We start from the raw sequence: 22,057 nt of genomic DNA on the forward strand, positions 1-22,057 counted from the left end.
ACCTTACCCGGCAAGCGCCCCGACCTGTACCGACATCATACTGATCGATCCCAGCTGCATCCCCTCACCAATCACGCTAACCGGCTCTTTACCGTCCCAGGTACCGAGGGCATAGAGCAGCGGCAGGAAATGCTCCGCCGAAGGGTTAGACAATGCCCCGGCGGAGTGATCCAGATAGTGCGCCAGCGGGTGTTGCTCATCAGGCCCCTGCCAGCGCAGGTTCTCTTTCACAAAGTCATTAAATGCGTCCGCCCAGGGATAAGGCGCATCCTCACCGTGCCAGCGGGCCGCCCGCAGGTTATGCGCCACGTTGCCGCTGGCAATAATCAGCACGCCTTCATCGCGCAGCTGCGCCAGTTTACGCCCCAGCGCCAGGTGCCACTGCGGGGGCTTAGTGGAGTCAATACTGAGCTGCACCATCGGAATATCCGCATCGGGGTACATCTTAATGATCACCCCCCAGGAGCCGTGGTCAAAGCCCCAGGCTTCTTTATCCAGGGTCACCGGCACTGGATCAAGCAGCTCCACCACCAGCTGGGCCAGCGCCGGGGAGCCCGGAGCCGGGTACTGAATATCAAACAGCGCCTGAGGAAAGCCGCCAAAATCATGAATGGTTTTCGGGGTTTCCATGGCGGTGACCCCGGTCCCGCGGGTATACCAGTGGGCAGAAATCGCCAGGATCGCACGGGGGCGCGGCAGGGTGGTGCCCAACTGCTGCCACAACCGGGTAAAGGCGTTATCTTCCAGGACGTTCATCGGGCTACCGTGGCCGAGAAATAATGCGGGCATGCGTGCGGTCATATGCTTTTCCTTAACCAAAATGATATGGTTGATTCACATAGAGTACGCGGTTTTCTGTACAGAGAAACCGGTATAACCGTGATGATGATTGTCAGAAAATTTGAACATGGTAAGTCATCGTATAATGGCAAAGGTTACCCGGAGGCGGTAACACCATATGAGTTGTCACAAGGAGGGGATATGTCGCTACCGCTAATTCTGACCCTGCTGGCAGGCACCACCACATTTATCGGTGCGCTTTTGGTCGTCATCGGCCAGAAACCCTCAAACCGGGTGCTGGCGTTTTCCATCGGTTTTGCCGCTGGCATTATGCTGTTGATCTCACTGATGGAAATGCTCCCCGCCGCGCTGCATACCGGCGGTATGAAACCGGTGCTGGGCTACAGCATGTTTCTCACCGGCCTGATCGGCTATTTTGCCCTGGATCGCTGCCTGCCCCACGCCCACCCCCAGGATCTCACCACCGGCACCATGCAGCCGCGCAACCTGCGCCGTACAGCACTATTACTGACCCTCGGTATCAGCCTGCATAACTTCCCGGAAGGCATCGCCACCTTTGTCACGGCCAGCAGCGACATTGAACTGGGGCTGGGTATTGCCCTGGCCGTGGCGCTGCACAATATTCCCGAAGGGCTGGCGGTGGCCGGGCCGGTGTATGCGGCGACCGGTTCCCGCAGCAAAGCCATTTGCTGGGCCGGGTTATCTGGCCTTGCGGAAATCGCCGGGGGGTTGCTGGCGTGGTTGATCCTCGGGAGCCTTGTCTCCCCGGTGATGATGGCGGCCATTATGGCGGCAGTGGCGGGGATTATGGTGGCCCTGTCGGTGGACGAGCTGATGCCGCTGGCCCGGGAAATTGATCCCCACAATAACCCCAGTTATGGGGTGCTGTGCGGTATGGCGGTGATGGGGCTCAGCCTCTCGGTGCTGCAAAGCAACGGACTAGGCTGACGCTCAGGGGCAGTATCAGGGATAAAAAAACGGGGCCATATCAGGGCCCCGTTTTTCGTTTAGTCGTGCATCGCGGATTAGCTGGCTTTACGCTCATGCTCCACGCGATATTCACGTAAATCTTCAATCGTGACCACGGCCATATTGTGCTGGCGGGCAAATTCAATGCACTGCGGCGCACGTGCCATAGTGCCGTCATCATTGGTCAACTCACAGAGTACACCGGCAGGTTTAAAACCGGCCAGGGTAACCAGATCGATAGTCGCTTCGGTATGGCCACCGCGGGTCAGCACACCGCCAGGCTGAGCACGCAGCGGAAACACGTGCCCCGGGCGGTGCAGATCAGCAGGCTTAGCGCCGTCAGCAATCGCGGCGCGCACCGTGGTCAAACGGTCAGCAGCAGAAACACCGGTGGTCACGCCGTGGGCCGCTTCGATAGTCACAGTAAACCCGGTCCCGAAGGCGCTGGTGTTATTTTCGACCATCATCGGCAGATCCAGCTGTTTGCGGCGATCTTCGGTGATGCACAGGCAGACAATGCCGCTGCCGTGACGAATAGTCAGTGCCATTTGCTCAACGGTCATGTTTTCGGCAGGGAAAATCATGTCCCCTTCGTTTTCACGATCTTCGTCGTCCAGCACCATCGCACCGCGGCCTTCGCGCAGCGCTTTTAATGCATTTTCAACACGTTCGAAAGGTGTACCGTAAGCGGAAAGTAGCGTCTGATTCATGGTAAAAAAACCTCATTAATATTATGGATTACCAGAACCAGGGCAGTCTTAGGAGTGCCGTAAAACGGCTAAATTATAACGCGAGTGAGCCGGGGCCCAACAGAGTTAATCTCTCCCATCCGGACTATGACCGTCGGCCCCGGAATTACACCGGATCTGCTGACCTCCGGACATCGTTCCGGAGCGCTCGCGGGCTTTCAGCGCCATGGCTGATTTACCGCCGGTGGGGAGTTTCGCCCCGCCCTGAGAATAAACGAGATTACTATAACGCTATTGAGTAGCCTCGGCAACGGTCTGATTGACGATTTCCGGTTTGCCACGGGCAGCGCAGGCATTACAATGGCGGCAATCCCTTTTCCCGCTCAGAGAACGCAATATGATCGACCCGAAGAAAATTGAAAACATCGCCCGTCAGGTACACGAATCCATGCCCAAAGGTATTCGCGAATTCGGGGAAGACGTTGAGAAAAAAATCCGTCAGATCCTGCAATCTCAGCTGTCGCGCCTGGATCTGGTGAGCCGCGAAGAGTTCGACGTACAAACCCAGGTGCTGCTGCGTACCCGGGAAAAACTGACGGCTCTTGAGCAGCGTCTGGCCGCTCTTGAAACCCGCCAGGCCGCCGAGCCAGAAAATCCGTCCATTGAAGCCCAGGACTAAGGCAAAAAAGAGCGGGTCCTCCTGACCCGCTGTTTGATTAGTGTTCAGCTTCCAGTTCGACGGGTGTCACCCTGGCATCCCTGCGGCAGTAAAGCGCATAACGCTTACAAAACCACTGGCGATGCTTTTCATCCATGTTTCCTGTCACTGCGTTAATGTTCACCGTACGCCCTTCGTTATGCATCCGGGCAAAGGTACGGGCCAGAAAATCAAAGTTCTCTAACGAATACAGCGCATCGTGGTTCACTGGCATACTCCTTCAGCTTGTCGGTTTCTAAACTGGTCATATGCTTTTTACTGTCTATAGTAATGCCAGATTTACCGCCCCGCGGATGAACATAAAATGCACAAATTGCGATCACTAATTGAGCGAAATCATAAAAATTACGACTTTTCCTGGCATAAAAAAATCCCCCGGACAGCCCGCGCCGCCAGAGGGATTTATCACGCCGGCGCGCATCCGCACCGGATAAAAACAACCTATTGATTATCCGAAGACTTTTGAATGCGGCGAATAATATTAGTGGTTGAGCAGCCGTCTTCAAAATTCAGCACCATGACCTCACCGCCATTAGCCCAGACTTCTTTACTCCCGGCAATCTCTTCCGGCTTGTAATCACCGCCCTTCACCAGCAGATCCGGCAAGATCTCCCCGATCAACCGCTGGGGGGTATCTTCATCAAACTGGACAACCCAGTCTACCGACTCCAGCGCAGCCAGCACGATCATCCGCTGGTCCTGCGGATTCACCGGACGGGTATCGCCTTTCAGGCGACGGGTGGACTCATCACTGTTTACCGCCACAATTAACCGATCGCCGAGGCGGCGCGCATTGGCCAGATAAGAAACATGGCCCGCATGCAGAATGTCAAACACCCCGTTGGTCATCACGACCTTCTCACCCCGTTTACGGGCGGCGGCGACAGCCGCTTCCAGGTCATCTTCGCTCATCACGCCAAAACCGGTATCCGCACGGCCACGGACGGCATTTTCCAGCTCCACCGGGGTAACCACCGAGGTCCCCAGTTTACCCACCACCACACCGGCGGCCGCATTGGCGAAGAAACAGGCCTCTTCCAGGCTGTTGCCTGCGGCCAGGGTCGCCGCCAGCACGCCGATCACCGTATCACCGGCACCGGTCACGTCGTATACTTCCTGGGCCTGGGTAGGCAGATGCAGCGGTGCCTTACCTGGCTGTAACAGGGACATCCCCTGCTCAGAGCGGGTCACCAACAGCGCAGACAGGTCAAAGTCCGCAATCAGCTGCATACCGCGCTCTACCAGTTGCTGGTCATCTTTACACTTACCCACCACCGCTTCGAACTCAGACAAGTTCGGGGTCAGCAGCGTGGCACCGCGGTAACGGGCAAAATCAGTCCCTTTCGGATCGATAAGCACCGGCACACCGGCCTGGCGCGCCAGGGCTATCATCTGCTGTACCGTGGCCAGCGCCCCTTTGGCGTAATCAGACAGTACCAGCGCCCCAACGGAAGGCAGCGACTGGCTAATACGCTCGTGGAGCGGCTGAGGATCGACCCCTTCAAACCCCTCTTCGAAGTCCAGACGCAGCAACTGCTGGTTACGGGACAACACCCGTAACTTGGTGATGGTCGGATGGGTCGGCACCGAGACAAAATCACACTTAACATTCACACCGCTCAGCGCGGTGCTCAGTGCCCGGGCCGCATCGTCAATACCGGTCAGCCCGACCAGCCGCGATGTGGCCCCCAGAGAGGCAATGTTCATCGCCACGTTCGCCGCGCCGCCGGGGCGTTCTTCGATATTCTCCACCTTCACCACCGGGACCGGGGCTTCCGGGGAGATGCGGCTGGTCGGGCCGTACCAATAACGGTCAAGCATCACATCACCAACCACCATGACGCCAGCACGGCTGTATTCGGGCAGCGTTACTTTCATTTCTGACTCTCCAGAGAGAAACTAAAAAATTGGGCGGATAATAGCATAAATCACTGTTATCGCGCGGTTAGGCACGGGTACACCGGTCACGCCAGCCTTTATCCCAGCCACTGCTGCCAGCGGCGGACCACCTGACTACGCTGCTCACTAAAGGCATCCTGCGGCACAAGGCCAGGCTGCTCTTGCAGGGCCAGATGGTGAAGCGCATCGCGCAGCGTGACATAAGCATGGGTCAGGGCCTGAGCTTCGTCCTCCGCCATGATGTTGTTCTGCGCCAGCAATTCCAGAATGCGGACATTATCGGACCAGCGGGTGAGCTTTGGCGACTGATGGGCATAACGCAGCACCAAATACTGGGTAATAAACTCAATGTCGGTGATACCGCCCTCATCGGCTTTGATATCAAACTGATCTTTGTGTTTCCCTCCGAGGTGGGCGCGCATCTTCTCACGCATTTCCCGCACTTCGGTTTGCAGTTGCTCCCCGTCCCGGGACAAACAGAGGATCTGGCGCCGGGTGGCGTCAAACTGCTGGCACAGCAGCGGATCGCCATAGACGATCCGCGCCCGTACCAGGGCCTGATGCTCCCAGGTCCAGGCCTCGTTTTGCTGGTAGTCCGCAAACGCCTCGACCGTGGTGACCAGCATCCCCGCCGCGCCGGACGGCCGCAAACGGGCATCAACTTCATACAAAATGCCGGACGATGTCCGGGTACTAAACAAGTGCATGATCCGCTGGGCAAGGCGCAAATAGAACTGGCGGCCATCTATCTCCCGGGGGCCGTCGGTCATCACCTCTGCCGGGCAGTCATGCAAAAACACCAAATCAAGATCGGAACTGTAGCCCAGCTCCCAGCCCCCCAGCTTGCCGTACCCCACCACGGCAAAACCACGCCCGTCGCGATCGCGCAAATGGGTAGGCTGACCATAGCGGGCCACGGTATGGGCCCACGCCTGGTGCACCACCGCATCGATCATCGCCTCCGCCAGCCAGGTCAAATGGTCGCTGACTTTCATCACCGGTAATGTCCCGGCAATATCGGCGGCCGCAATGCGCAGCAACTGAGCCTGCTTAAACTGGCGCAGGGCCTCCAGCTGTTCTTCTTCGTCATCATCCGGCACCCGCAACAAATACTGGCGCAGCTCATCGCGATAGGCATCAGTGGCCGTAGGTTGATACAGGGTGGATGAATCGAGCAGTTCATCAAGCAACAGCGGGTAGCGGGCCAGCTGGCTGGCCACCATCGGCGAGGCCGCACACAGGCGGATCAGATGCTTCAGGGCCCCGGGGAACTCCACCAGCAATTCGAGGTAGGTGGTCCGGGAGACTATCCCCACCAGCAGCACCACCAGCCGCCCGAGGATCAGCGGGGCGTCTTCGCGCTGGCAGACCTCACTCAGCAGATGGGGCATCAGCTGATCCAGCACCTGGCGGCCACGGGGGCCAATGGTGCGTTTCTCAACATCGCGGCGGAAGTCGGCCAGGATTACCAGCAGTTGCTGGCGCACCTGCGGGCTGTAATGGCTCAGCACCGCGCTGGCGTCGTCTGCCTCAAGGGTATCGGTCCACAGCTCTCGCCAGCCCTCCTCGCTACGCTCATCGGCACTGTCCTGTTCATCATCGCCAATCAGCGCGTTAAAAATGCGCCGCACGGCCTGCATATGCCGGGTTAACGTGGCGTGCAGCGTTGCCCAGTCCCCTTCGCCCATGGCCCAGGCCAGGCGCGCCTGGTCGAGGGGGTCATCCGGCAGGGTCTGGGTTTGTTCATCATGAATACTTTGTAGCAAGTTCTCCAGCCGGCGCAGGTAGCTCCAGCCATCGCGCAGCTGGGCGATATCGGCATCCGGCAGCAGGTGCAGCCGCCCCACGGTGTCGAGGGTTTCCAGCCAGCCCCGGGTCTGGAGCTGGGGCTCCCGGCCCCCGCGGATCAACTGGAAGACCTGGACGATAAACTCCGCCTCGCGGATGCCCCCGGCCCCCAGCTTAATATTATTGGTCAGCCCCCGGCGCCGTACTTCCCGGGCGATCATCCCTTTCATATTGCGCAAAGACTGGATAACACTGAAATCGATATAGCGACGGAACACGAACGGCCGCAGCATATTGTGCAACTCCTGGCACCAGGGGTCATTGTTATCCCCCATGATGCGCGCTTTCACCATCGCGTAGCGCTCCCAGTCCCGTCCCTGATCCTGGTAATAATCTTCCAGGGCCGCATAACTCATCACCAGCGGGCCGCCATCGCCAAACGGGCGCAGGCGCATATCCACCCGGTAGACAAAGCCATCCTGGGTGGGCTGATCCAGGGCTTTGATCAGCCGCTGGCCGAGGCGGGTAAAAAATTGCGCGTTGTCCAGTTCGCGCCGCCCCCCCCGGGTGGCGCCGTTCTCCGGCCAGGTGAAGATAAGATCAATATCGGAGGAGAAGTTCAGCTCGCCGCCCCCCAGCTTCCCCATGCCGAGGATCATCAGCGGCTGGGGAACCCCGTCAGCATTACAGGGGGTGCCCCACTCGGCGCAGCAGGCGTTATATAACCAGTCCCGGGCGGCCACGATCAGCGTTTCGGCCAGGACACTGAGCTGTTGCAGCGTCTCCCCGGTGGGCAGTACGTCCAGCGCCTGGGCCCAGGCAATACGCACCATCATCCGGCGGCGAAAATGGCGCAGCACCCGCATTAGCTCTGCTTCAGTGGCCACCGGGGACAGCGCCTCCTGTAACCACTGGCGGTAATGCTGCCATTCACCGGCCACTGGCCCCTGGGTGGTCAGCGCCTGCCAGCCTTCCGGGTCCGCGGGGACACTGTCCGCCACAAAATCACTGAATGCCAGCACCGCACGGGCGTCATCACTCAGGGTTGAAGCGACATCCGCTGGCAGGCGTGCCGCAGCCGCCTGCCCTTGTTGTTGTAAAAGCGCAGAGAGTGACAGCATCGGATCGTTTCCCTTGGTTAATGCCTGGTCCGCCAGGTATGGTTATTTGCCGCTGTGCAGCCAGAACGGCACCAGCGCAATAGCTTGCCCCCGCCAGTGTTCGGTTTCCACGGACTGGTGATGGCTGATGGCCTGGCGCAGCTGTTGCCAGGTCTCCAGCCAGGGCTGAGTGAGCTGATCATCATAGTGCCCGGCCAGCATGCGGATCGCGTCCAGCTCCCGGGCCAGACGAATCAGCTGTTGCTGGTAGTAGCCGCTATCGGCAGAGTGTAAAAAGGCCTGGCGCAGCTCTGCGGCGTGGCGCGACAGCTGGATATCCGCAAAACGCTTAAAGGAACCACCCAGCTTCTGGCGGCCTTTCTCATCCACAAACGGCAGCCAGCCACGGCTCACCAGCCAGTCGGTCAGCGCCAGTTTGGCACTGCTGAACTGCGGGCTCCAGGCCAGTGTTACCGGGGAGCTTCCCGCCTGAAGTGACGCTTCGCACTGCATCAGTTGATCACGCAAATGGGCACTCGCCTTACGCGGAATAATCCCGCCAAACAGCGCCAGCACGTGGCGTACCATGGCAATGGCTTCCAGCACCGGTTCACGGGCCTGTTCATTGCCGCGCACCCATAATTCTTCATGGTATTGCCAGTGGGCCAGGGCCAGCTCCAGCGCCCCAATAAGCCCCTGCTCTACGGTCGATTTCGCAGGTAGGTGTAACACTCCGGCGTCCCGGAGCGGGCGTACTGTGTTGCCACGGGCCAGGTGATAACCCCGGGCCGCTTTGCTCAGGCTTCCCTGGCGCAGTCCAGCCAGCGCGGTCAGTTGCCGCGCCAGGGCCAGCAGATCAGCGGTATTGCCGCTGAGAATCTCCATTTCCAGCTCGCTGATCGGCTCACGGAACTCACCGGCGCACACCTCGCCGAGATCGAGGGCTATCTCAATGCGGCTTTCGCCGTGCGTGATGAGCCACTTCTCGCGGGCAAAATTGGTGCTGAACAGCGGCGCCACGCTGGCAGAAACGGTGTCGGCATCCAGATCCCCGGGCCACATCTCCGCCGGGAACAGCCCTAATGCCAGATCTGGCGTCTCAAGGGGGATATTGTATTCCGGGCGCTGGTGCAGGCCGCCGACGGTGTGCCCCGCCGTTTTCATGGTCATCTCATAATGGCCATTGTCACCGCGGACTCGCAGGCCCATATCGTGACGGCGCAGTAAGCAATCCGGCGTTTCATAATACACATTAAGCAAATTGCGGGGCTCGCTGTGGCTGGCATCCAGCCCATTGAGCAACGCGCGCAGGTTATCCAGAGCACTGGACTCGACGATAAATTTTAATTCAATCTCTTGTGACATAAGTAGCTTACTTAACGTTGTATATGGACCACACATATTGTGGCGAACTTAATCGAATAATGCTGGTCAGTTAATAATATTTTGCGCCAAATTGCCATGCCGGTAGTATGCGTGTGGTTGAAAAAGCAGAGAGGTGCGCATAGTCAGTCACGTGACGAATGCTCCTGGATGATTCTCATTCAGATTTCATTTTTGCACCGCCACACTGATGCCACTACTATCGTTTCACTTTTTTGGACTATATCGACGACCTGATGCCTAAATTACCCCTTATTTGCCTGACTTTACTGACACTGAGCGTATCTGTTACGGCCCATAGCGAAGAAAAACGATACGTAACCGATGAGCTGAACACCTGGGTACGCAGTGGCCCGGGGGATAACTATCGCCTGGTAGGCACGGTTAACGCAGGTGAGGAAGTGACCCTGCTGCAAACTAACCCGGATACCAAGTATGCCCAGGTGCGCGATGCCAATGGCCGCAACGCCTGGATCCCGCTGGCGCAGCTGACCAGCCAGCCGAGTTTTAAGGTGCGGGTACCGGATCTGGAAAATCAGGTGAAAACCCTGAGTGACAAACTGAACAATATTGATGCCACCTGGAACCAGCGCACCGCAGAAATGCAGCGCAAAGTGGCGGCCAGTGATGGGGTCATTAACGGCCTGAAAGACGAAAACCAAAAGCTGAAAAACCAGCTGATCGTCGCCCAGAAGAAAGTGAATGCCGCCAACGTCCAGCTGGATGATAAACAACGCGCCATCATTATGCAGTGGTTTATGTATGGCGGCGGTGTCGCGGGTATTGGTTTACTGCTGGGTCTGCTGCTGCCGCACATGATCCCAAGCCGCAAACGCAATAACCGCTGGATGAACTGATCGGCCGCGTCCCCGTCACGCCATAAAAACCGGTATCAGCCGCTGTTGATACCGGTTTTTTGGTTTTTATCATCCACGGTCGCGGGGGCTTAACGTATGATAAAGGCATGGTGTGACTCTCGCAGAGGTGAAAGTGAAGCGTTATCTGGTAGGCGGTGCGGTACGTGATGGATTACTGGGCTTAGCGGTCAAAGACCGGGACTGGGTGGTCACTGGCGCCACCCCCCAGCAGATGCTGGACGCCGGTTACCAGCAGGTAGGCCGGGATTTCCCGGTGTTTCTCCATCCCCAAAGCCGGGAAGAATACGCCCTGGCCCGCACCGAGCGTAAATCCGGCTCCGGTTATACCGGCTTCATCTGCTATGCCGCGCCGGACGTTACCCTGCCTGACGATCTGCTGCGCCGGGATCTGACCATCAACGCCATTGCCATGGATGACGACGGTAACCTCATCGATCCTTACGGCGGCCAGCAAGATATCCGGCAGCGCTGGCTGCGCCATGTTTCACCGGCCTTCAGTGAAGATCCGCTGCGGGTATTGCGGGTCGCCCGGTTCGCCGCCCGTTTTGCCCACCTCGGCTTTCGGGTAGCCCCGGAAACACAGCAGCTGATGCAGCATATGGCCCAGTCCGGCGAGCTGGCCCAGCTCACCCCAGAGCGGGTATGGAAAGAGACCGAAAACGCCCTGCAAAGCGACAGCCCGCAGCGTTATTTCCAGGTGCTGCGTGATTGCGGCGCCCTGGCAGTCCTGTTCCCGGAGATAGACGCCCTGTTTGGGGTGCCAGCCCCGGCCAAATGGCACCCGGAAATCGACACCGGGGTACACACCCTGATGACCCTTGCCATCGCCGCCCGGCTTAGCCCGGAAACCGACGTCCGCTTCGCCGCCCTGTGCCACGATCTCGGCAAAGGGCTGACCCCGCGCCACCTGTGGCCCCACCATCGCGGCCACGGCCTGGCGGGTGTTGCCCTGGTGGAAGGCCTGTGCCAGCGCTTACGGGTGCCGAACGAGATCCGCAGCCTGGCAAAACTGGTGGCGGAGTACCATGACCTGATCCATACCTTCCCGATCCTGCGGCCCGAGACTATCGTCAATCTGTTTAATGCACTGGATGCCTGGCGCAAACCGCAGCGCGTCGAACAGCTGGCCATCACCAGCGAGGCAGACGCCCGGGGGCGTACCGGGTTTGAGGAGTGTGACTACCGCCAGGGACGCTTACTGCGTGCCGCCTGGCAGGCCGCGGCCCGGGTCTCAGCCAAAGACATTATTGCCGCCGGGATCACCGGTAGCCAGATCAAAGCGGCGCTGAATCAGCAGCGTATTGCGGCGGTGGCTAACTGGAAGGAACATCACTGCCCCCAGCCCCAGGAGTGAGGCCGGGGGGCGCGGTATTACATAAATACGGCGTAGACCGCCGCCGCCACGATAAAGCGGTAGATGGCAAACGGCACAAACGAGATACGTTTGATCACCGCGAGGAAGGTTTTGATAGCAATCATCGCCACCACAAACGCGGTGAAAAACCCGACGGCAAACATCGGCAGATCCTGCACGTTCAGGAAGTGCCAGCTCTTGTAGAGATCCAGCACCGTGGCCCCCATCATCATCGGCACTGCCAGCAGGAAGGAGAATTCCGACGCGGCATAGCGGCTAACCCCCATTAACATCCCGCCACTGATGGTGGCCCCGGAGCGGGAGAAGCCCGGCCACAGTGCCAGGCACTGGAAGCAGCCGATGACAAATGCCTGACGATACGTCATATCATCAATGCCCACCGCACGCGGTTTTTTCGGCTTGAGGTATTCCGCAGCCAGCAGCAGAAAGCCCCCGACCACCAGGGCATACATCACGTTAACCGGGTTAAACAGGCTTTTGATGGTGTCATGAAAGACCAGGCCAAGCACCACCGCCGGGATCATCCCCAGCAGAATATGGATCAGCGATAACCGCCCGGTGCTTTCCTGATTACTGTGGTCGCCTTCATAAGGCACTTTGTTACCGAAGTGAATACCGATCAGCCCAAACAGCCGCCGCCAGAACATCACGACCACGGCCAGAATCGAGCCCAGTTGAATAACCACTTCAAAGGTTTCGGCGATATCGCCTTTAAAGCCGAGTAAGTTACCGACAATAATCATATGCCCGGTAGATGAGACCGGTAAAAACTCTGTCAGCCCCTCAACAATCCCCAATATCAATGCAGATATTAGTGAGTGTGCGTCACCCATTATTAACCCCTATACCCTAAAATGATAAATGCGGTGCCCAAACCGGCACCAGAAAGAACTACCCACTAATTAATCCGGTCTTAAGACCGGAAACTCAGCATTAGGTTTAGCGTAACCTGGCAATATTACTGTTTTTTTTCCCGGCTACCGCGTTCAATAATTACGCCCACATTGGCGGCCCGGGCCACTGCACCGGGTTTACTCACTTTGATCCGCACCCAGGGGGAACCAAACGTGGTCATCAGCAGTGCGGCCAGCTCCTCTGCCACCCGCTCCACCAGGGCAAAGCGCTGGCCTTCAACATGGCGCAGCACGGCGTCGCTAATATCCGCATAACTCAGGCAATCCGCCACATCATCACTGGCCGCCGCCCGGCGGTTATCCCAGGCGAGTTCTATATCGAAAACCAGCCGCTGTTCAATGGTTTGTTCCCAGTCATAGACGCCAATCGTCGTGATTGCCGAAAGTTGCTCTATAAATACAATATCCATCAGGAGATCCGCTTTTTGATGATGCCGGATACCACTTCCGGCGAAATATGCGTATTATCCACAGATGCAGAGAATAAAACGACATTTTCACAACGGAAGAGCGTTATGAGTGTAATCGCGCCGGTAATGATCATTCTCGCGTATCTTTGCGGCTCTGTCTCCAGTGCTATTCTGATTTGCCGTATGGCGGGCTTGCCTGACCCGCGCGAAAGTGGTTCCGGAAATCCAGGGGCCACTAACGTCTTACGCATTGGCGGCAAAGGGGCGGCCGTCGCGGTACTGATTTTTGATATTTTAAAAGGGATGCTGCCGGTATGGGCCGCCTGGGGGCTGGGGTTAACCCCCTTCTGGTTAGGCCTGGTGGGTATCGCTGCCTGTATGGGCCATATCTGGCCGGTGTTTTTCAAATTCCACGGCGGTAAAGGCGTTGCCACCGCGTTTGGCGCCATTGCGCCTATTGGTCTGGATCTTACCGGCGTGATGGCGGGAACCTGGCTGCTGAGCGTGTTACTCAGCGGGTATTCCTCGCTGGGGGCAATTATCAGCGCCCTGGTGGCGCCGTTTTATGTCTGGTGGTTTAAACCCCAGTTCACCTTCCCGGTTGCCATGCTCTCCTGCCTGATCCTTATCCGCCATAACGACAATATTCAGCGCTTATGGCGCGGCCAGGAGACCAGAATCTGGCGCAGAAAGCCCCGCAATAGCAGTGACAAGCCCGGCTCAAACGATCCCCAAAAGTAATCACATGTCCGCAGGGATTGCGCTGCGGACATAACATTAACCACCCTGATTACGCCAGCCCCTTTTCTTCCCGCAAGGAATGACAAGATGCAACTTCAAGACGAACCCTTCCACCTGCTCCGCGAATTATTTCAGCAACACACCTCCTGCTGGCAGCAAGCGTTGCCCCAGGTCACCAAACCGCAATATGCGGTGTTGCGCGCCATTGCAGAACAACCCGGTATTGAGCAAATCGCCCTGATGGATGCCGCCATCAGCACCAAAGCGACGCTGGCGGAGCTGCTGGCGCGCATGGAAAAGCGTGGCCTGGTACGGCGTGAAGGCGACAGTGCCGATAAACGGCGGCGTTTTGTCTGGCTCACCCAGGAAGGGGAACAGCTGCTGGCCCAGGCGCTCCCCAAGGGCACGGCGGTGGATAATCACTTTCTGGACCGGTTATCTCAGGAGCAGCGGGAGGCATTTAGCCGGCTGTTGATCCAGATGATGGGCAAGTGATCATTTGCTGAGCCCGCAGGGCGCGGGCTCAGGATTTGGGCGTTATTGCCCGGCGGCAGGCAGTTCCGCCAGCGGCCAGCGCGGGCGAACGGAGATTTCCAGCCCGGTGACCCCACCGGCCTTCAGGCGTACCATACCAGCATAGGCAATCATCGCGCCGTTATCGGTACAAAATTCCGGGCGGGCATAGAACACCTCCCCACCGCGTTTATTCATCATGTCTGCCAGACGCGCGCGCAGGGTGCGGTTAGCGCTGACCCCGCCAGCCATCACCAGCCGGGTAAACCCGGTTTGATCCAGCGCCCGACGGCATTTGATCATCAGGGTATCCACCACCGCATCTTCAAAGGCCCGGGCAATATCGGCGCGGGTCTGATCGTCGGTGCCGTTATCGCGAATCGTATTGGCGGCAAAGGTCTTCAGGCCGGAGAAGCTAAAATCCAGCCCCGGGCGGTCCGTCATCGGGCGCGGGAAGGTAAAGCGCCCTGGCGTTCCCTGGCTGGCCATTTTCGACAGCAGCGGCCCGCCGGGATAATCCAGCCCCAGCAGTTTGGCGGTTTTATCGAAAGCTTCACCGGCGGCGTCATCAATGGACTCGCCCAGTAACTGGTATTCACCAATCCCGGTAACGCTGATCAACTGGGTATGGCCCCCGGACACCAGCAAAGCGACAAACGGATATTCCGGTGGATTTTCTTCCAGCATCGGCGCCAGCAGGTGCCCTTCCATGTGGTGTACCGGGATAGCCGGCACATCCCAGGCGAAGGCCAGTGAGCGGCCGACAGTTGCCCCCACCAGCAGCGCCCCCACCAGGCCAGGCCCGGCGGTGTAGGCAACTGCATCAATATCTTTTGCTGTCAGACCAGCCTCTTTCAGTGCCGCCTGGATCAGAGGCACAGCTTTGCGGACATGATCGCGGGAGGCCAGTTCTGGCACCACGCCACCGTAGTCGGCATGTAATTTTATCTGGCTGTAAAGCTGGTTAGCCAACAGGCCCTGTTGGTCATCATAAATGGCGATGCCGGTTTCATCGCAGGATGTTTCAATACCCAGTACACGCATAGCTGTCTTTTACCTCTGTAACCTGCCGCGCAGTGTATGCTTTGACCGCGCGGTTGTAAAACTTTGCTCACGATCCGCACAGGCTTAGTGTATACTCGCGGGCCTGGCGAGGAGCAGAGCAAAAAACGGTGTTCTGTTCTGGCGGTGCTTTACAAAGCAGCAGCAGTTGCAGTAAAATTCCGCACCATTTTGAAATAACGCTGACGTTGAAGTCAGCGACAAACCGAATTTAAAGGTGAGAGGCACATGCCGGTAATTAAAGTACGTGAAAACGAGCCGTTCGACGTTGCACTGCGTCGCTTCAAACGTTCCTGTGAAAAAGCAGGTGTTCTGGCGGAAGTTCGTCGTCGTGAATTCTATGAAAAACCGACTACCGAACGTAAACGCGCCAAAGCTTCTGCTGTGAAACGTCACGCGAAGAAACTGGCTCGCGAAAACGCACGCCGTACTCGTCTGTACTAATTGCGGGAGAGGGCTACCCCTCTCTTTTCAGACTGAGTTGTAGTTGTTAAGGCCGTGCTTCCGAAAGGAATGCGCGGCTTGTTTTCGTTTATACCCTTATCATTTTACTTCACCGCGTAACGGCACCCGGGCCAGGTCGTAGTCGCCAGCTCACGGGGCAAATGCCATTGGTGGTTTCGCTGTAACATGTTGAGATATAAACAATTGGGGGCTTATGGCTGGACGAATCCCGCGCGTCTTTATTAACGATCTGCTGGCCCGTACCGACATCGTAGATTTGATCGATGCCCGCGTTAAGCTGAAAAAGCAGGGTAAGAATTACCACGCGTGTTGTCCGTTCCATAACGAAAAAACCCCCTCTTTCACCGTTAACGGTGAAAAGCAGTTTTACCACTGTTTTGGGTGTGGTGCCCACGGTAACGCCATCGACTTTCTGATGAATTACGACAAGCTCGAATTCGTTGAGACCGTTGAAGAACTGGCCGCCATGCACAACCTGGAAATCCCGTATGAGTCAGGCACCGGCCTGAGCCAGATCGAGCGCCACCAGCGCCAGAATCTGTATCAGCTGATGGACGGCCTGAACGGGTTTTACCAACAGTCGCTGGAGAGCAGCAGCGCGCAACCCGCCAGAGCGTATCTGGAAAAACGCGGGCTCAGCCCGGACGTGGTGGCGCGTTTTGCCATTGGTTTTGCCCCGCCGGGGTGGGACAACGCCTTAAAACGCTTTGGCGGCAATGACGATAACCGCCAGTTACTGCTCGACGCCGGTATGCTGGTCCGTAATGACAATGGCCGGGTGTATGACCGCTTTCGCGAGCGGGTGATGTTCCCGATACGGGACAAACGTGGGCGGGTTATCGGCTTTGGTGGCCGGGTACTGGGGAACGACACCCCAAAATACCTTAACTCCCCGGAAACCGATATTTTCCATAAGGGCCGCCAGCTGTATGGCCTTTATGAAGCGCAACAGCATACCCCGGAACCGGCCAGATTACTGGTGGTTGAAGGGTATATGGATGTGGTGGCCCTGGCGCAATACGACATTAACTATGCGGTGGCCTCACTGGGCACCTCGACCACGGCAGACCATATCCAGTTGCTGTTCCGGGTGACCAATAACGTGATTTGCTGCTATGACGGCGATCGGGCGGGCCGCGATGCGGCCTGGCGCGCGCTGGAAACCGCGCTACCCTATATGAGCGATGGTCGCCAGTTGCGGTTTATGTTTTTGCCGGACGGCGAAGACCCGGATACCCTGGTCCGCAAAGAGGGCAAGGCGGCATTTGAAGCCCGCATGGATGAGGCACTGCCGTTATCCACCTTTTTGTTTAACAGCCTGGTACCCCAGGCGGATCTCAGTAGCCCGGATGGTAGCACCCAACTGGCGGCGCTGGCGTTACCGCTGATAACCCAGGTGCCGGGTGATGCATTACGTATTCAGTTGCGCCAGATGCTGGGCAACAAACTGGGCATTTTTGACGACGCGCAGCTTGATCGTTTAATGCCAAAGCAGGCGGAGAATAATACGCCGCGGCCAGCGCCACAGCTAAAACGCACAACCATGCGTATACTTATAGGGTTGCTGGTACAGAACCCCGATTTGGCACCCATGGTCCCCCCGTTAACCGGGCTTCCACAGGCAAAAATTCCGGGGCTGTCGCTGTTTAACGAGCTGGTGTCGGCCTGTCTGGCCCAGCCAGGGTTAACCACCGGGCAGCTGCTTGAACAATATCGCGGCACAGATTCCGCGCCAACCCTTGAAAAACTGTCAGTCTGGGACGATATAGCAGATAAGGACATTGCCGAAAAGACATTTACCGACGCGCTTGATCATCTGTTCGACTCGGCGCTGGAACTTCGGCTCACAGAATTAATCGCCCGTTCGAGGACCCAGGGTCTCTCAGCGGCGGAACGCGAAGAAGTGCGTGTGATAACACAGGCATTAGCGAAGAAATAGAATACCAGCGGCTTAATTGCCGAATATAACTCGGGAGATCCCGAAAGCCGTTTTGAGGCGCCGCGGCACATATACCAAAAGGCTCTCATATACCCTACGCAGTTTGGGTTACAAGACGATGGCAACGCAGATCCAGGCGCTTATAGCGATAAGTGGCCAGCCGCACTTAGCCAGTACGACAGTAACACAAATGATGGTGGGTATACCCTGGTGAAGCCAGGTCATTATCAGCGGTTATTGGATGCGTATCCCCGGAGCGTGAAGCTACTACCAGAGGGAACCACCGCCGCAGTAAAGAGAATGACCCGCTAAAACGGGGAAAGATATTGTTGGCGGCAACGCCTTCCAACACCAACCCAAATGACTTAAGTGTGGATACCGTCTTATGGAGCAAAACCCGCAGTCACAGCTGAAGCTGCTTGTCACCCGTGGTAAGGAGCAAGGCTATCTGACCTATGCCGAGGTCAATGACCATCTGCCGGAAGATATCGTCGACTCCGATCAGATCGAAGACATCATCAAAATGATCAACGACATGGGCATTCAGGTGGTAGAAGAAGCACCTGATGCCGATGACCTGATGTTGGGCGAAAACACCACGGATACCGATGAAGACGCAGCAGAAGCTGCGGCTCAGGTGCTGTCCAGCGTTGAATCTGAAATTGGTCGTACTACTGACCCGGTGCGCATGTACATGCGCGAAATGGGGACCGTTGAACTGTTAACCCGTGAAGGGGAAATCGATATCGCTAAGCGTATCGAAGACGGTATCAACCAGGTTCAGTGCTCCGTTGCCGAATACCCGGAAGCTATTACCTATCTGCTGGAACAGTACGATCGCGTTGAAGCAGAAGAAAGCCGCCTGTCCGATCTGATAACCGGCTTTGTCGATCCGAATGCGGAAGAAGACCTCGCGCCGACGGCGACCCACGTGGGTTCTGAGCTGTCCCAGGAAGACATGGACGACGACGAAGAAGAAGACGAAGAGGACGACGACAGCTCCGACGATGACAACAGCATCGACCCGGAACTGGCCCGTGAGAAATTTGCTGAGCTGCGCACCCAGTACGAAGTCACTCGCGACACCATCAAAGCCAAAGGCCGCAGCCACGCTGCCGCCCAGGAAGAGATCCTGAAACTGTCTGAAGTCTTCAAACAGTTCCGCCTGGTGCCGAAACAGTCCGACTATCTGGTCAACAGCATGCGTTCAATGATGGACCGCGTTCGTACTCAGGAACGTATCATCATGAAGCTGTGTGTTGAACAGTGCAAAATGCCGAAGAAAAACTTTATCACCCTGTTCACCGGCAACGAAACCAGCGAAACCTGGTTCAACGCGGCCATTGCGATGAACAAGCCGTGGTCTGAAAAACTGCGCGACGTCACTGAAGACGTGCAACGCTGCCTGCAGAAGCTGCAGCAGATCGAAGAAGAAACCGGCCTGACCATCGAACAGGTTAAAGATATCAACCGTCGCATGTCCATTGGTGAAGCGAAAGCCCGCCGCGCCAAGAAAGAGATGGTTGAAGCAAACTTGCGTCTGGTTATCTCTATCGCCAAGAAATACACCAACCGTGGCCTGCAGTTCCTCGATCTGATTCAGGAAGGCAACATCGGTCTGATGAAAGCGGTAGATAAATTCGAATACCGCCGTGGTTATAAGTTCTCCACTTACGCCACCTGGTGGATCCGCCAGGCGATCACCCGCTCCATCGCGGACCAGGCACGTACCATCCGTATCCCGGTACATATGATTGAGACCATCAACAAGCTCAACCGTATCTCCCGCCAGATGCTGCAGGAAATGGGCCGTGAACCGACGCCGGAAGAGCTGGCTGAGCGTATGTTGATGCCGGAAGACAAGATCCGTAAGGTGCTGAAGATAGCCAAAGAGCCTATCTCCATGGAAACCCCAATCGGTGACGATGAAGATTCGCATCTGGGAGATTTTATCGAGGATACCACCCTCGAGCTGCCGCTGGACTCTGCCACCACCGAGAGCCTGCGCGCCGCCACTCATGATGTGCTGGCTGGCCTTACCGCCCGTGAAGCTAAAGTCCTGCGTATGCGCTTCGGTATCGACATGAATACCGACCACACCCTGGAAGAAGTGGGTAAACAGTTTGACGTTACCCGCGAACGTATCCGTCAGATAGAAGCGAAAGCGCTGCGTAAGCTGCGCCACCCGAGCCGTTCTGAAGTGTTGCGTAGCTTCCTGGACGATTAATCGCTGGCGTGATACCCGCCACAATGACTAAGCCCTCTTCGGAGGGCTTTTTTTTGGTCCTACGCCGGGCGACAGCCGTTATCGTCCCCGGGCCCTGAGCGCGTCGTTCAGTTCGCGATAAGCGGCGACCAGGTCCTCCAGCGGGCTGCGGTTCAGGCCGCTGGGGTTCGGCAGCACCCATACCTCAGTATCGCCCCAGTTAAACGGCTGGCGCCCCCAGCTGACATTACACTGGGAGAAGGCCTGAGTAAATGCCTGCTTGCCCAGTACCGCCAGCGCCGCGGGCTGGTAGCGGTTAATCTTGTTGCGCAGCGCATTCCCCCCTTCTTTCAGCTCCATCCTGGCCACTTCACTGGCCTGTACGGTAGGGCGGTCCACCAGCTTAGTAATGCCGCAGCCGGACTCGGCCAGGCGCTGATACTCTTCCGGCGCCAGCTGCTCCGGGGTAAACCCGGCGAGGTGAATCACCTTCCAGAAGCGGTTTGAGGGATTAGCAAACGGGAACCCGAGATGGGCAGAGGATTTCCCGGGGTTGATACCACAAAATAAGACACGCAGATTCGGCGTCAAAACGTCTTCAATCATAGGGTCCTTCTTATTCCCTGCTTCTGCAGGAGCATTGGCAGATAACTATCGGATAATTATGGTTACTGTTTGGCTGAAAAATCAGCAACTATCTGTATTCAGGCTGGATTGCTGGCAGTAGTTACATTATAATCCCGGGCCACGGCCCCTTAGCTCAGTGGTTAGAGCAGGCGACTCATAATCGCTTGGTCGTTGGTTCAAACCCAACAGGGGCCACCAAAATCATACAGTTAAGCCACTCTTAAGAGTGGCTTTTTTGTGCCTGTAATCCGAAAGAATTCACCTGGATGATGATATAAACTGCCTGCACGGCAGTTAACTCGGCATCGCGCAGGTTGGCACCGCGCAGGTTTTTCTAAGCTGCCTGTACGGCAGTGAACGGGTATATCGCATTGGTATGCGACGTTTAATGTTTCTAAGCTGCCTGTACGGCAGTGAACAACCCGAATACATCGCGTAACCGGAGGCGGGATTTCTAAGCTGCCTGTACGGCAGTGAACGTCCTTATTGCTCATTCCCTGAGTGAGCAATGCTTTCTAAGCTGCCTGTACGGCAGTGAACAATGGCTTCTTTGGTTTTCGGATCATCAATCCTTTCTAAGCTGCCTGTACGGCAGTGAACATCAAGCGCCAGGCGCTGGACTACATCACTATTTTTCTAAGCTGCCTGTACGGCAGTGAACGGGGATCAGGCCCGCTGACATTGAACGCTACGTTTCTAAGCTGCCTGTACGGCAGTGAACGATTGCACCACCGAGCAAGCCGATCACCTGATTTTCTAAGCTGCCTGTACGGCAGTGAACTCATTATTATCACCGTCAATGTGTTTTACTGTTTTCTAAGCTGCCTGTACGGCAGTGAACAACTCTCCGGTAATTCCGGATGGTTGGATACCTTTCTAAGCTGCCTGTACGGCAGTGAACTGTATACCGTTACGCAAATGACCGAGGCCATTCTTTCTAAGCTGCCTGTACGGCAGTGAACAAACGGTAAATCGTTTTTTGCGGCCGGAATAGTTTCTAAGCTGCCTGTACGGCAGTGAACTTAATGCTTCAGGATATGGAAATCGAGGAGGATTTCTAAGCTGCCTGTACGGCAGTGAACCCGGTGTGACCGCAGTGACACCAATGCAATTTTTTCTAAGCTGCCTGTACGGCAGTGAACTTTAAGGTCGCATATTGCGGCCTTTTTTCGTTTTTCTAAGCTGCCTGTACGGCAGTGAACGGTATTAAGGGATCAGATTGGGAAGCATTCCCTTTCTAAGCTGCCTGTACGGCAGTGAACACGTATCGACGCGATAAGGGGTCAACAGTTTACTTTCTAAGCTGCCTGTACGGCAGTGAACGTGTTGGTGACACCCCATCATCATCACTGCCTTTTCTAAGCTGCCTGTACGGCAGTGAACACTAAGCTGCTTGTAGCTCATCCCCTCCTGCATTTCTAAGCTGCCTGTACGGCAGTGAACTGCCTCCACACTCAATAATGCCGGTAGTTGATTTTCTAAGCTGCCTGTACGGCAGTGAACGTAAAGTGCCGCAGCAACGGTGCATGGAAAGATTTCTAAGCTGCCTGTACGGCAGTGAACTTCGTGCCAGATGATGC

General features: G+C 56.7%; 19 protein-coding genes, 1 tRNA gene, 1 CRISPR repeat array and 1 riboswitch (1 of these 22 cut by a window edge). Of the genes, 10 read left to right on the forward strand and 10 right to left on the reverse strand.

Annotation, left to right across the window (positions count from 1 at the left end):
* Positions 1 to 3: 3 nt before the first annotated feature.
* Complete coding sequence (ygiD, locus tag F9C28_RS04540; RefSeq protein WP_199014050.1) at positions 4 to 801, reverse strand: 4,5-DOPA-extradiol-dioxygenase; 798 nt, start codon at positions 799 to 801, stop codon at positions 4 to 6.
* 180 nt (positions 802 to 981) lie between these two features.
* Between ygiD and zupT the strand changes: the two genes are divergently transcribed.
* Positions 982 to 1,749, forward strand: a complete 768-nt coding sequence (zupT, locus tag F9C28_RS04545; protein ID WP_199014051.1) for a zinc transporter ZupT — start codon at positions 982 to 984, stop codon at positions 1,747 to 1,749.
* A gap of 77 nt (positions 1,750 to 1,826) precedes the next feature.
* On the opposite strand, the gene ribB is transcribed toward zupT, so the two are convergent.
* Positions 1,827 to 2,480, reverse strand: coding sequence for a 3,4-dihydroxy-2-butanone-4-phosphate synthase (ribB, locus tag F9C28_RS04550; protein ID WP_199014052.1), 654 nt, complete (start codon positions 2,478 to 2,480; stop codon positions 1,827 to 1,829).
* Between the two features lie 103 nt (positions 2,481 to 2,583).
* Positions 2,584 to 2,735, reverse strand: a riboswitch (FMN riboswitch).
* A gap of 121 nt (positions 2,736 to 2,856) precedes the next feature.
* Here ribB and ubiK point away from each other — a divergent pair.
* Positions 2,857 to 3,138: a ubiquinone biosynthesis accessory factor UbiK gene (ubiK, locus tag F9C28_RS04555; protein WP_199014053.1), complete on the forward strand. Its 282-nt coding sequence runs from the start codon at positions 2,857 to 2,859 to the stop codon at positions 3,136 to 3,138.
* Between the two features lie 37 nt (positions 3,139 to 3,175).
* Here ubiK and glgS read toward each other — a convergent pair whose 3' ends face one another.
* The 4 genes from glgS to F9C28_RS04575 form a co-directional block, all read right to left on the reverse strand.
* Positions 3,176 to 3,391 carry a cell surface composition regulator GlgS gene (glgS, locus tag F9C28_RS04560; RefSeq protein WP_199014054.1) on the reverse strand — a complete coding sequence of 72 codons (216 nt, stop codon included), beginning with the start codon at positions 3,389 to 3,391 and terminating at the stop codon, positions 3,176 to 3,178.
* A 227-nt stretch (positions 3,392 to 3,618) separates the two neighbouring features.
* The gene (gene hldE / locus F9C28_RS04565) at positions 3,619 to 5,055 is read right to left on the reverse strand and encodes a bifunctional D-glycero-beta-D-manno-heptose-7-phosphate kinase/D-glycero-beta-D-manno-heptose 1-phosphate adenylyltransferase HldE (protein WP_199014055.1); all 1,437 of its coding nucleotides are present in this window, start codon (positions 5,053 to 5,055) and stop codon (positions 3,619 to 3,621) included.
* 98 nt (positions 5,056 to 5,153) lie between these two features.
* Positions 5,154 to 7,985, reverse strand: a complete 2,832-nt coding sequence (gene glnE / locus F9C28_RS04570; protein ID WP_199014056.1) for a bifunctional [glutamate--ammonia ligase]-adenylyl-L-tyrosine phosphorylase/[glutamate--ammonia-ligase] adenylyltransferase — start codon at positions 7,983 to 7,985, stop codon at positions 5,154 to 5,156.
* 42 nt (positions 7,986 to 8,027) lie between these two features.
* Complete coding sequence (locus F9C28_RS04575; protein WP_199014057.1) at positions 8,028 to 9,329, reverse strand: CYTH domain-containing protein; 1,302 nt, start codon at positions 9,327 to 9,329, stop codon at positions 8,028 to 8,030.
* A gap of 254 nt (positions 9,330 to 9,583) precedes the next feature.
* On the opposite strand from F9C28_RS04575, the gene F9C28_RS04580 reads away from it, so the two are divergent.
* The gene (locus F9C28_RS04580) at positions 9,584 to 10,204 is read left to right on the forward strand and encodes a TIGR04211 family SH3 domain-containing protein (protein WP_199014058.1); all 621 of its coding nucleotides are present in this window, start codon (positions 9,584 to 9,586) and stop codon (positions 10,202 to 10,204) included.
* 133 nt (positions 10,205 to 10,337) lie between these two features.
* On the forward strand, positions 10,338 to 11,579 hold the full coding sequence (locus tag F9C28_RS04585) for a multifunctional CCA addition/repair protein (RefSeq protein WP_199014084.1): 1,242 nt from the start codon (positions 10,338 to 10,340) through the stop codon (positions 11,577 to 11,579).
* A 17-nt stretch (positions 11,580 to 11,596) separates the two neighbouring features.
* Here F9C28_RS04585 and bacA read toward each other — a convergent pair whose 3' ends face one another.
* Together bacA and folB are read right to left on the reverse strand one after the other, a co-directional pair.
* Positions 11,597 to 12,433 (reverse strand): undecaprenyl-diphosphate phosphatase, encoded by an 837-nt coding sequence (gene bacA / locus F9C28_RS04590; protein WP_199014059.1) that lies wholly within the window; start codon positions 12,431 to 12,433, stop codon positions 11,597 to 11,599.
* Between the two features lie 125 nt (positions 12,434 to 12,558).
* Complete coding sequence (gene folB, locus F9C28_RS04595; protein ID WP_199014060.1) at positions 12,559 to 12,924, reverse strand: bifunctional dihydroneopterin aldolase/7,8-dihydroneopterin epimerase; 366 nt, start codon at positions 12,922 to 12,924, stop codon at positions 12,559 to 12,561.
* Positions 12,925 to 13,029: 105 nt separating this feature from the next.
* Here folB and plsY point away from each other — a divergent pair, with 105 nt between their 5' ends.
* The gene (gene plsY, locus F9C28_RS04600) at positions 13,030 to 13,665 is read left to right on the forward strand and encodes a glycerol-3-phosphate 1-O-acyltransferase PlsY (RefSeq protein WP_199014061.1); all 636 of its coding nucleotides are present in this window, start codon (positions 13,030 to 13,032) and stop codon (positions 13,663 to 13,665) included.
* Between the two features lie 87 nt (positions 13,666 to 13,752).
* On the forward strand, positions 13,753 to 14,160 hold the full coding sequence (locus tag F9C28_RS04605; RefSeq protein WP_199014062.1) for a MarR family winged helix-turn-helix transcriptional regulator: 408 nt from the start codon (positions 13,753 to 13,755) through the stop codon (positions 14,158 to 14,160).
* Between the two features lie 42 nt (positions 14,161 to 14,202).
* Here the strand turns inward: F9C28_RS04605 and tsaD are convergent, their stop codons facing one another.
* Positions 14,203 to 15,222, reverse strand: a complete 1,020-nt coding sequence (gene tsaD / locus F9C28_RS04610; protein WP_199014063.1) for a tRNA (adenosine(37)-N6)-threonylcarbamoyltransferase complex transferase subunit TsaD — start codon at positions 15,220 to 15,222, stop codon at positions 14,203 to 14,205.
* A 246-nt stretch (positions 15,223 to 15,468) separates the two neighbouring features.
* On the opposite strand from tsaD, the gene rpsU reads away from it, so the two are divergent.
* The 3 genes from rpsU to rpoD all read left to right on the forward strand — a co-directional run bounded on the left by rpsU (position 15,469) and on the right by rpoD (position 19,871).
* A complete protein-coding gene (rpsU, locus tag F9C28_RS04615) occupies positions 15,469 to 15,684 on the forward strand; it encodes a 30S ribosomal protein S21 (protein ID WP_001144069.1) in 216 nt (71 codons plus the stop codon).
* A gap of 214 nt (positions 15,685 to 15,898) precedes the next feature.
* Positions 15,899 to 17,644, forward strand: a complete 1,746-nt coding sequence (dnaG, locus tag F9C28_RS04620; protein ID WP_199014064.1) for a DNA primase — start codon at positions 15,899 to 15,901, stop codon at positions 17,642 to 17,644.
* Between the two features lie 385 nt (positions 17,645 to 18,029).
* The gene (gene rpoD, locus F9C28_RS04625) at positions 18,030 to 19,871 is read left to right on the forward strand and encodes an RNA polymerase sigma factor RpoD (RefSeq protein ID WP_199014065.1); all 1,842 of its coding nucleotides are present in this window, start codon (positions 18,030 to 18,032) and stop codon (positions 19,869 to 19,871) included.
* A gap of 78 nt (positions 19,872 to 19,949) precedes the next feature.
* Here the strand turns inward: rpoD and mug are convergent, their stop codons facing one another.
* Positions 19,950 to 20,456, reverse strand: coding sequence for a G/U mismatch-specific DNA glycosylase (mug, locus tag F9C28_RS04630; RefSeq protein WP_199014066.1), 507 nt, complete (start codon positions 20,454 to 20,456; stop codon positions 19,950 to 19,952).
* Between the two features lie 143 nt (positions 20,457 to 20,599).
* Here mug and F9C28_RS04635 point away from each other — a divergent pair.
* Positions 20,600 to 20,675, forward strand: a tRNA-Ile gene (locus F9C28_RS04635).
* Positions 20,676 to 20,808: 133 nt separating this feature from the next.
* Positions 20,809 to 22,057: direct repeats of the CRISPR family, unit length 28 nt; unit sequence TTTCTAAGCTGCCTGTACGGCAGTGAAC (it continues 284 nt past the right edge of the window).

It is taken from the genome of Shimwellia pseudoproteus (genome assembly GCF_016415625.1).
Classification (GTDB): domain Bacteria; phylum Pseudomonadota; class Gammaproteobacteria; order Enterobacterales; family Enterobacteriaceae; genus Shimwellia; species Shimwellia pseudoproteus.

Bases quoted from the DNA above. Each gene is read 5' to 3' on its own strand.
- F9C28_RS04575 (WP_199014057.1), bottom strand. From the start codon at position 9,329: ATGTCACAAGAGATTGAATTAAAATTTATCGTCGAGTCCAGTGCTCTG.
- ribB (WP_199014052.1), bottom strand. From the start codon at position 2,480: ATGAATCAGACGCTACTTTCCGCTTACGGTACACCTTTCGAACGTGTT.
- F9C28_RS04605 (WP_199014062.1), top strand. From the start codon at position 13,753: ATGCAACTTCAAGACGAACCCTTCCACCTGCTCCGCGAATTATTTCAG.
- dnaG (WP_199014064.1), top strand. From the start codon at position 15,899: ATGGCTGGACGAATCCCGCGCGTCTTTATTAACGATCTGCTGGCCCGT.
- tsaD (WP_199014063.1), bottom strand. From the start codon at position 15,222: ATGCGTGTACTGGGTATTGAAACATCCTGCGATGAAACCGGCATCGCC.
- ygiD (WP_199014050.1), bottom strand. From the start codon at position 801: ATGACCGCACGCATGCCCGCATTATTTCTCGGCCACGGTAGCCCGATG.
- mug (WP_199014066.1), bottom strand. From the start codon at position 20,456: ATGATTGAAGACGTTTTGACGCCGAATCTGCGTGTCTTATTTTGTGGT.
- glnE (WP_199014056.1), bottom strand. From the start codon at position 7,985: ATGCTGTCACTCTCTGCGCTTTTACAACAACAAGGGCAGGCGGCTGCG.
- hldE (WP_199014055.1), bottom strand. From the start codon at position 5,055: ATGAAAGTAACGCTGCCCGAATACAGCCGTGCTGGCGTCATGGTGGTT.
- rpoD (WP_199014065.1), top strand. From the start codon at position 18,030: ATGGAGCAAAACCCGCAGTCACAGCTGAAGCTGCTTGTCACCCGTGGT.
- bacA (WP_199014059.1), bottom strand. From the start codon at position 12,433: ATGGGTGACGCACACTCACTAATATCTGCATTGATATTGGGGATTGTT.
- plsY (WP_199014061.1), top strand. From the start codon at position 13,030: ATGAGTGTAATCGCGCCGGTAATGATCATTCTCGCGTATCTTTGCGGC.
- folB (WP_199014060.1), bottom strand. From the start codon at position 12,924: ATGGATATTGTATTTATAGAGCAACTTTCGGCAATCACGACGATTGGC.
- zupT (WP_199014051.1), top strand. From the start codon at position 982: ATGTCGCTACCGCTAATTCTGACCCTGCTGGCAGGCACCACCACATTT.
- F9C28_RS04580 (WP_199014058.1), top strand. From the start codon at position 9,584: ATGCCTAAATTACCCCTTATTTGCCTGACTTTACTGACACTGAGCGTA.
- glgS (WP_199014054.1), bottom strand. From the start codon at position 3,391: ATGCCAGTGAACCACGATGCGCTGTATTCGTTAGAGAACTTTGATTTT.
- ubiK (WP_199014053.1), top strand. From the start codon at position 2,857: ATGATCGACCCGAAGAAAATTGAAAACATCGCCCGTCAGGTACACGAA.
- rpsU (WP_001144069.1), top strand. From the start codon at position 15,469: ATGCCGGTAATTAAAGTACGTGAAAACGAGCCGTTCGACGTTGCACTG.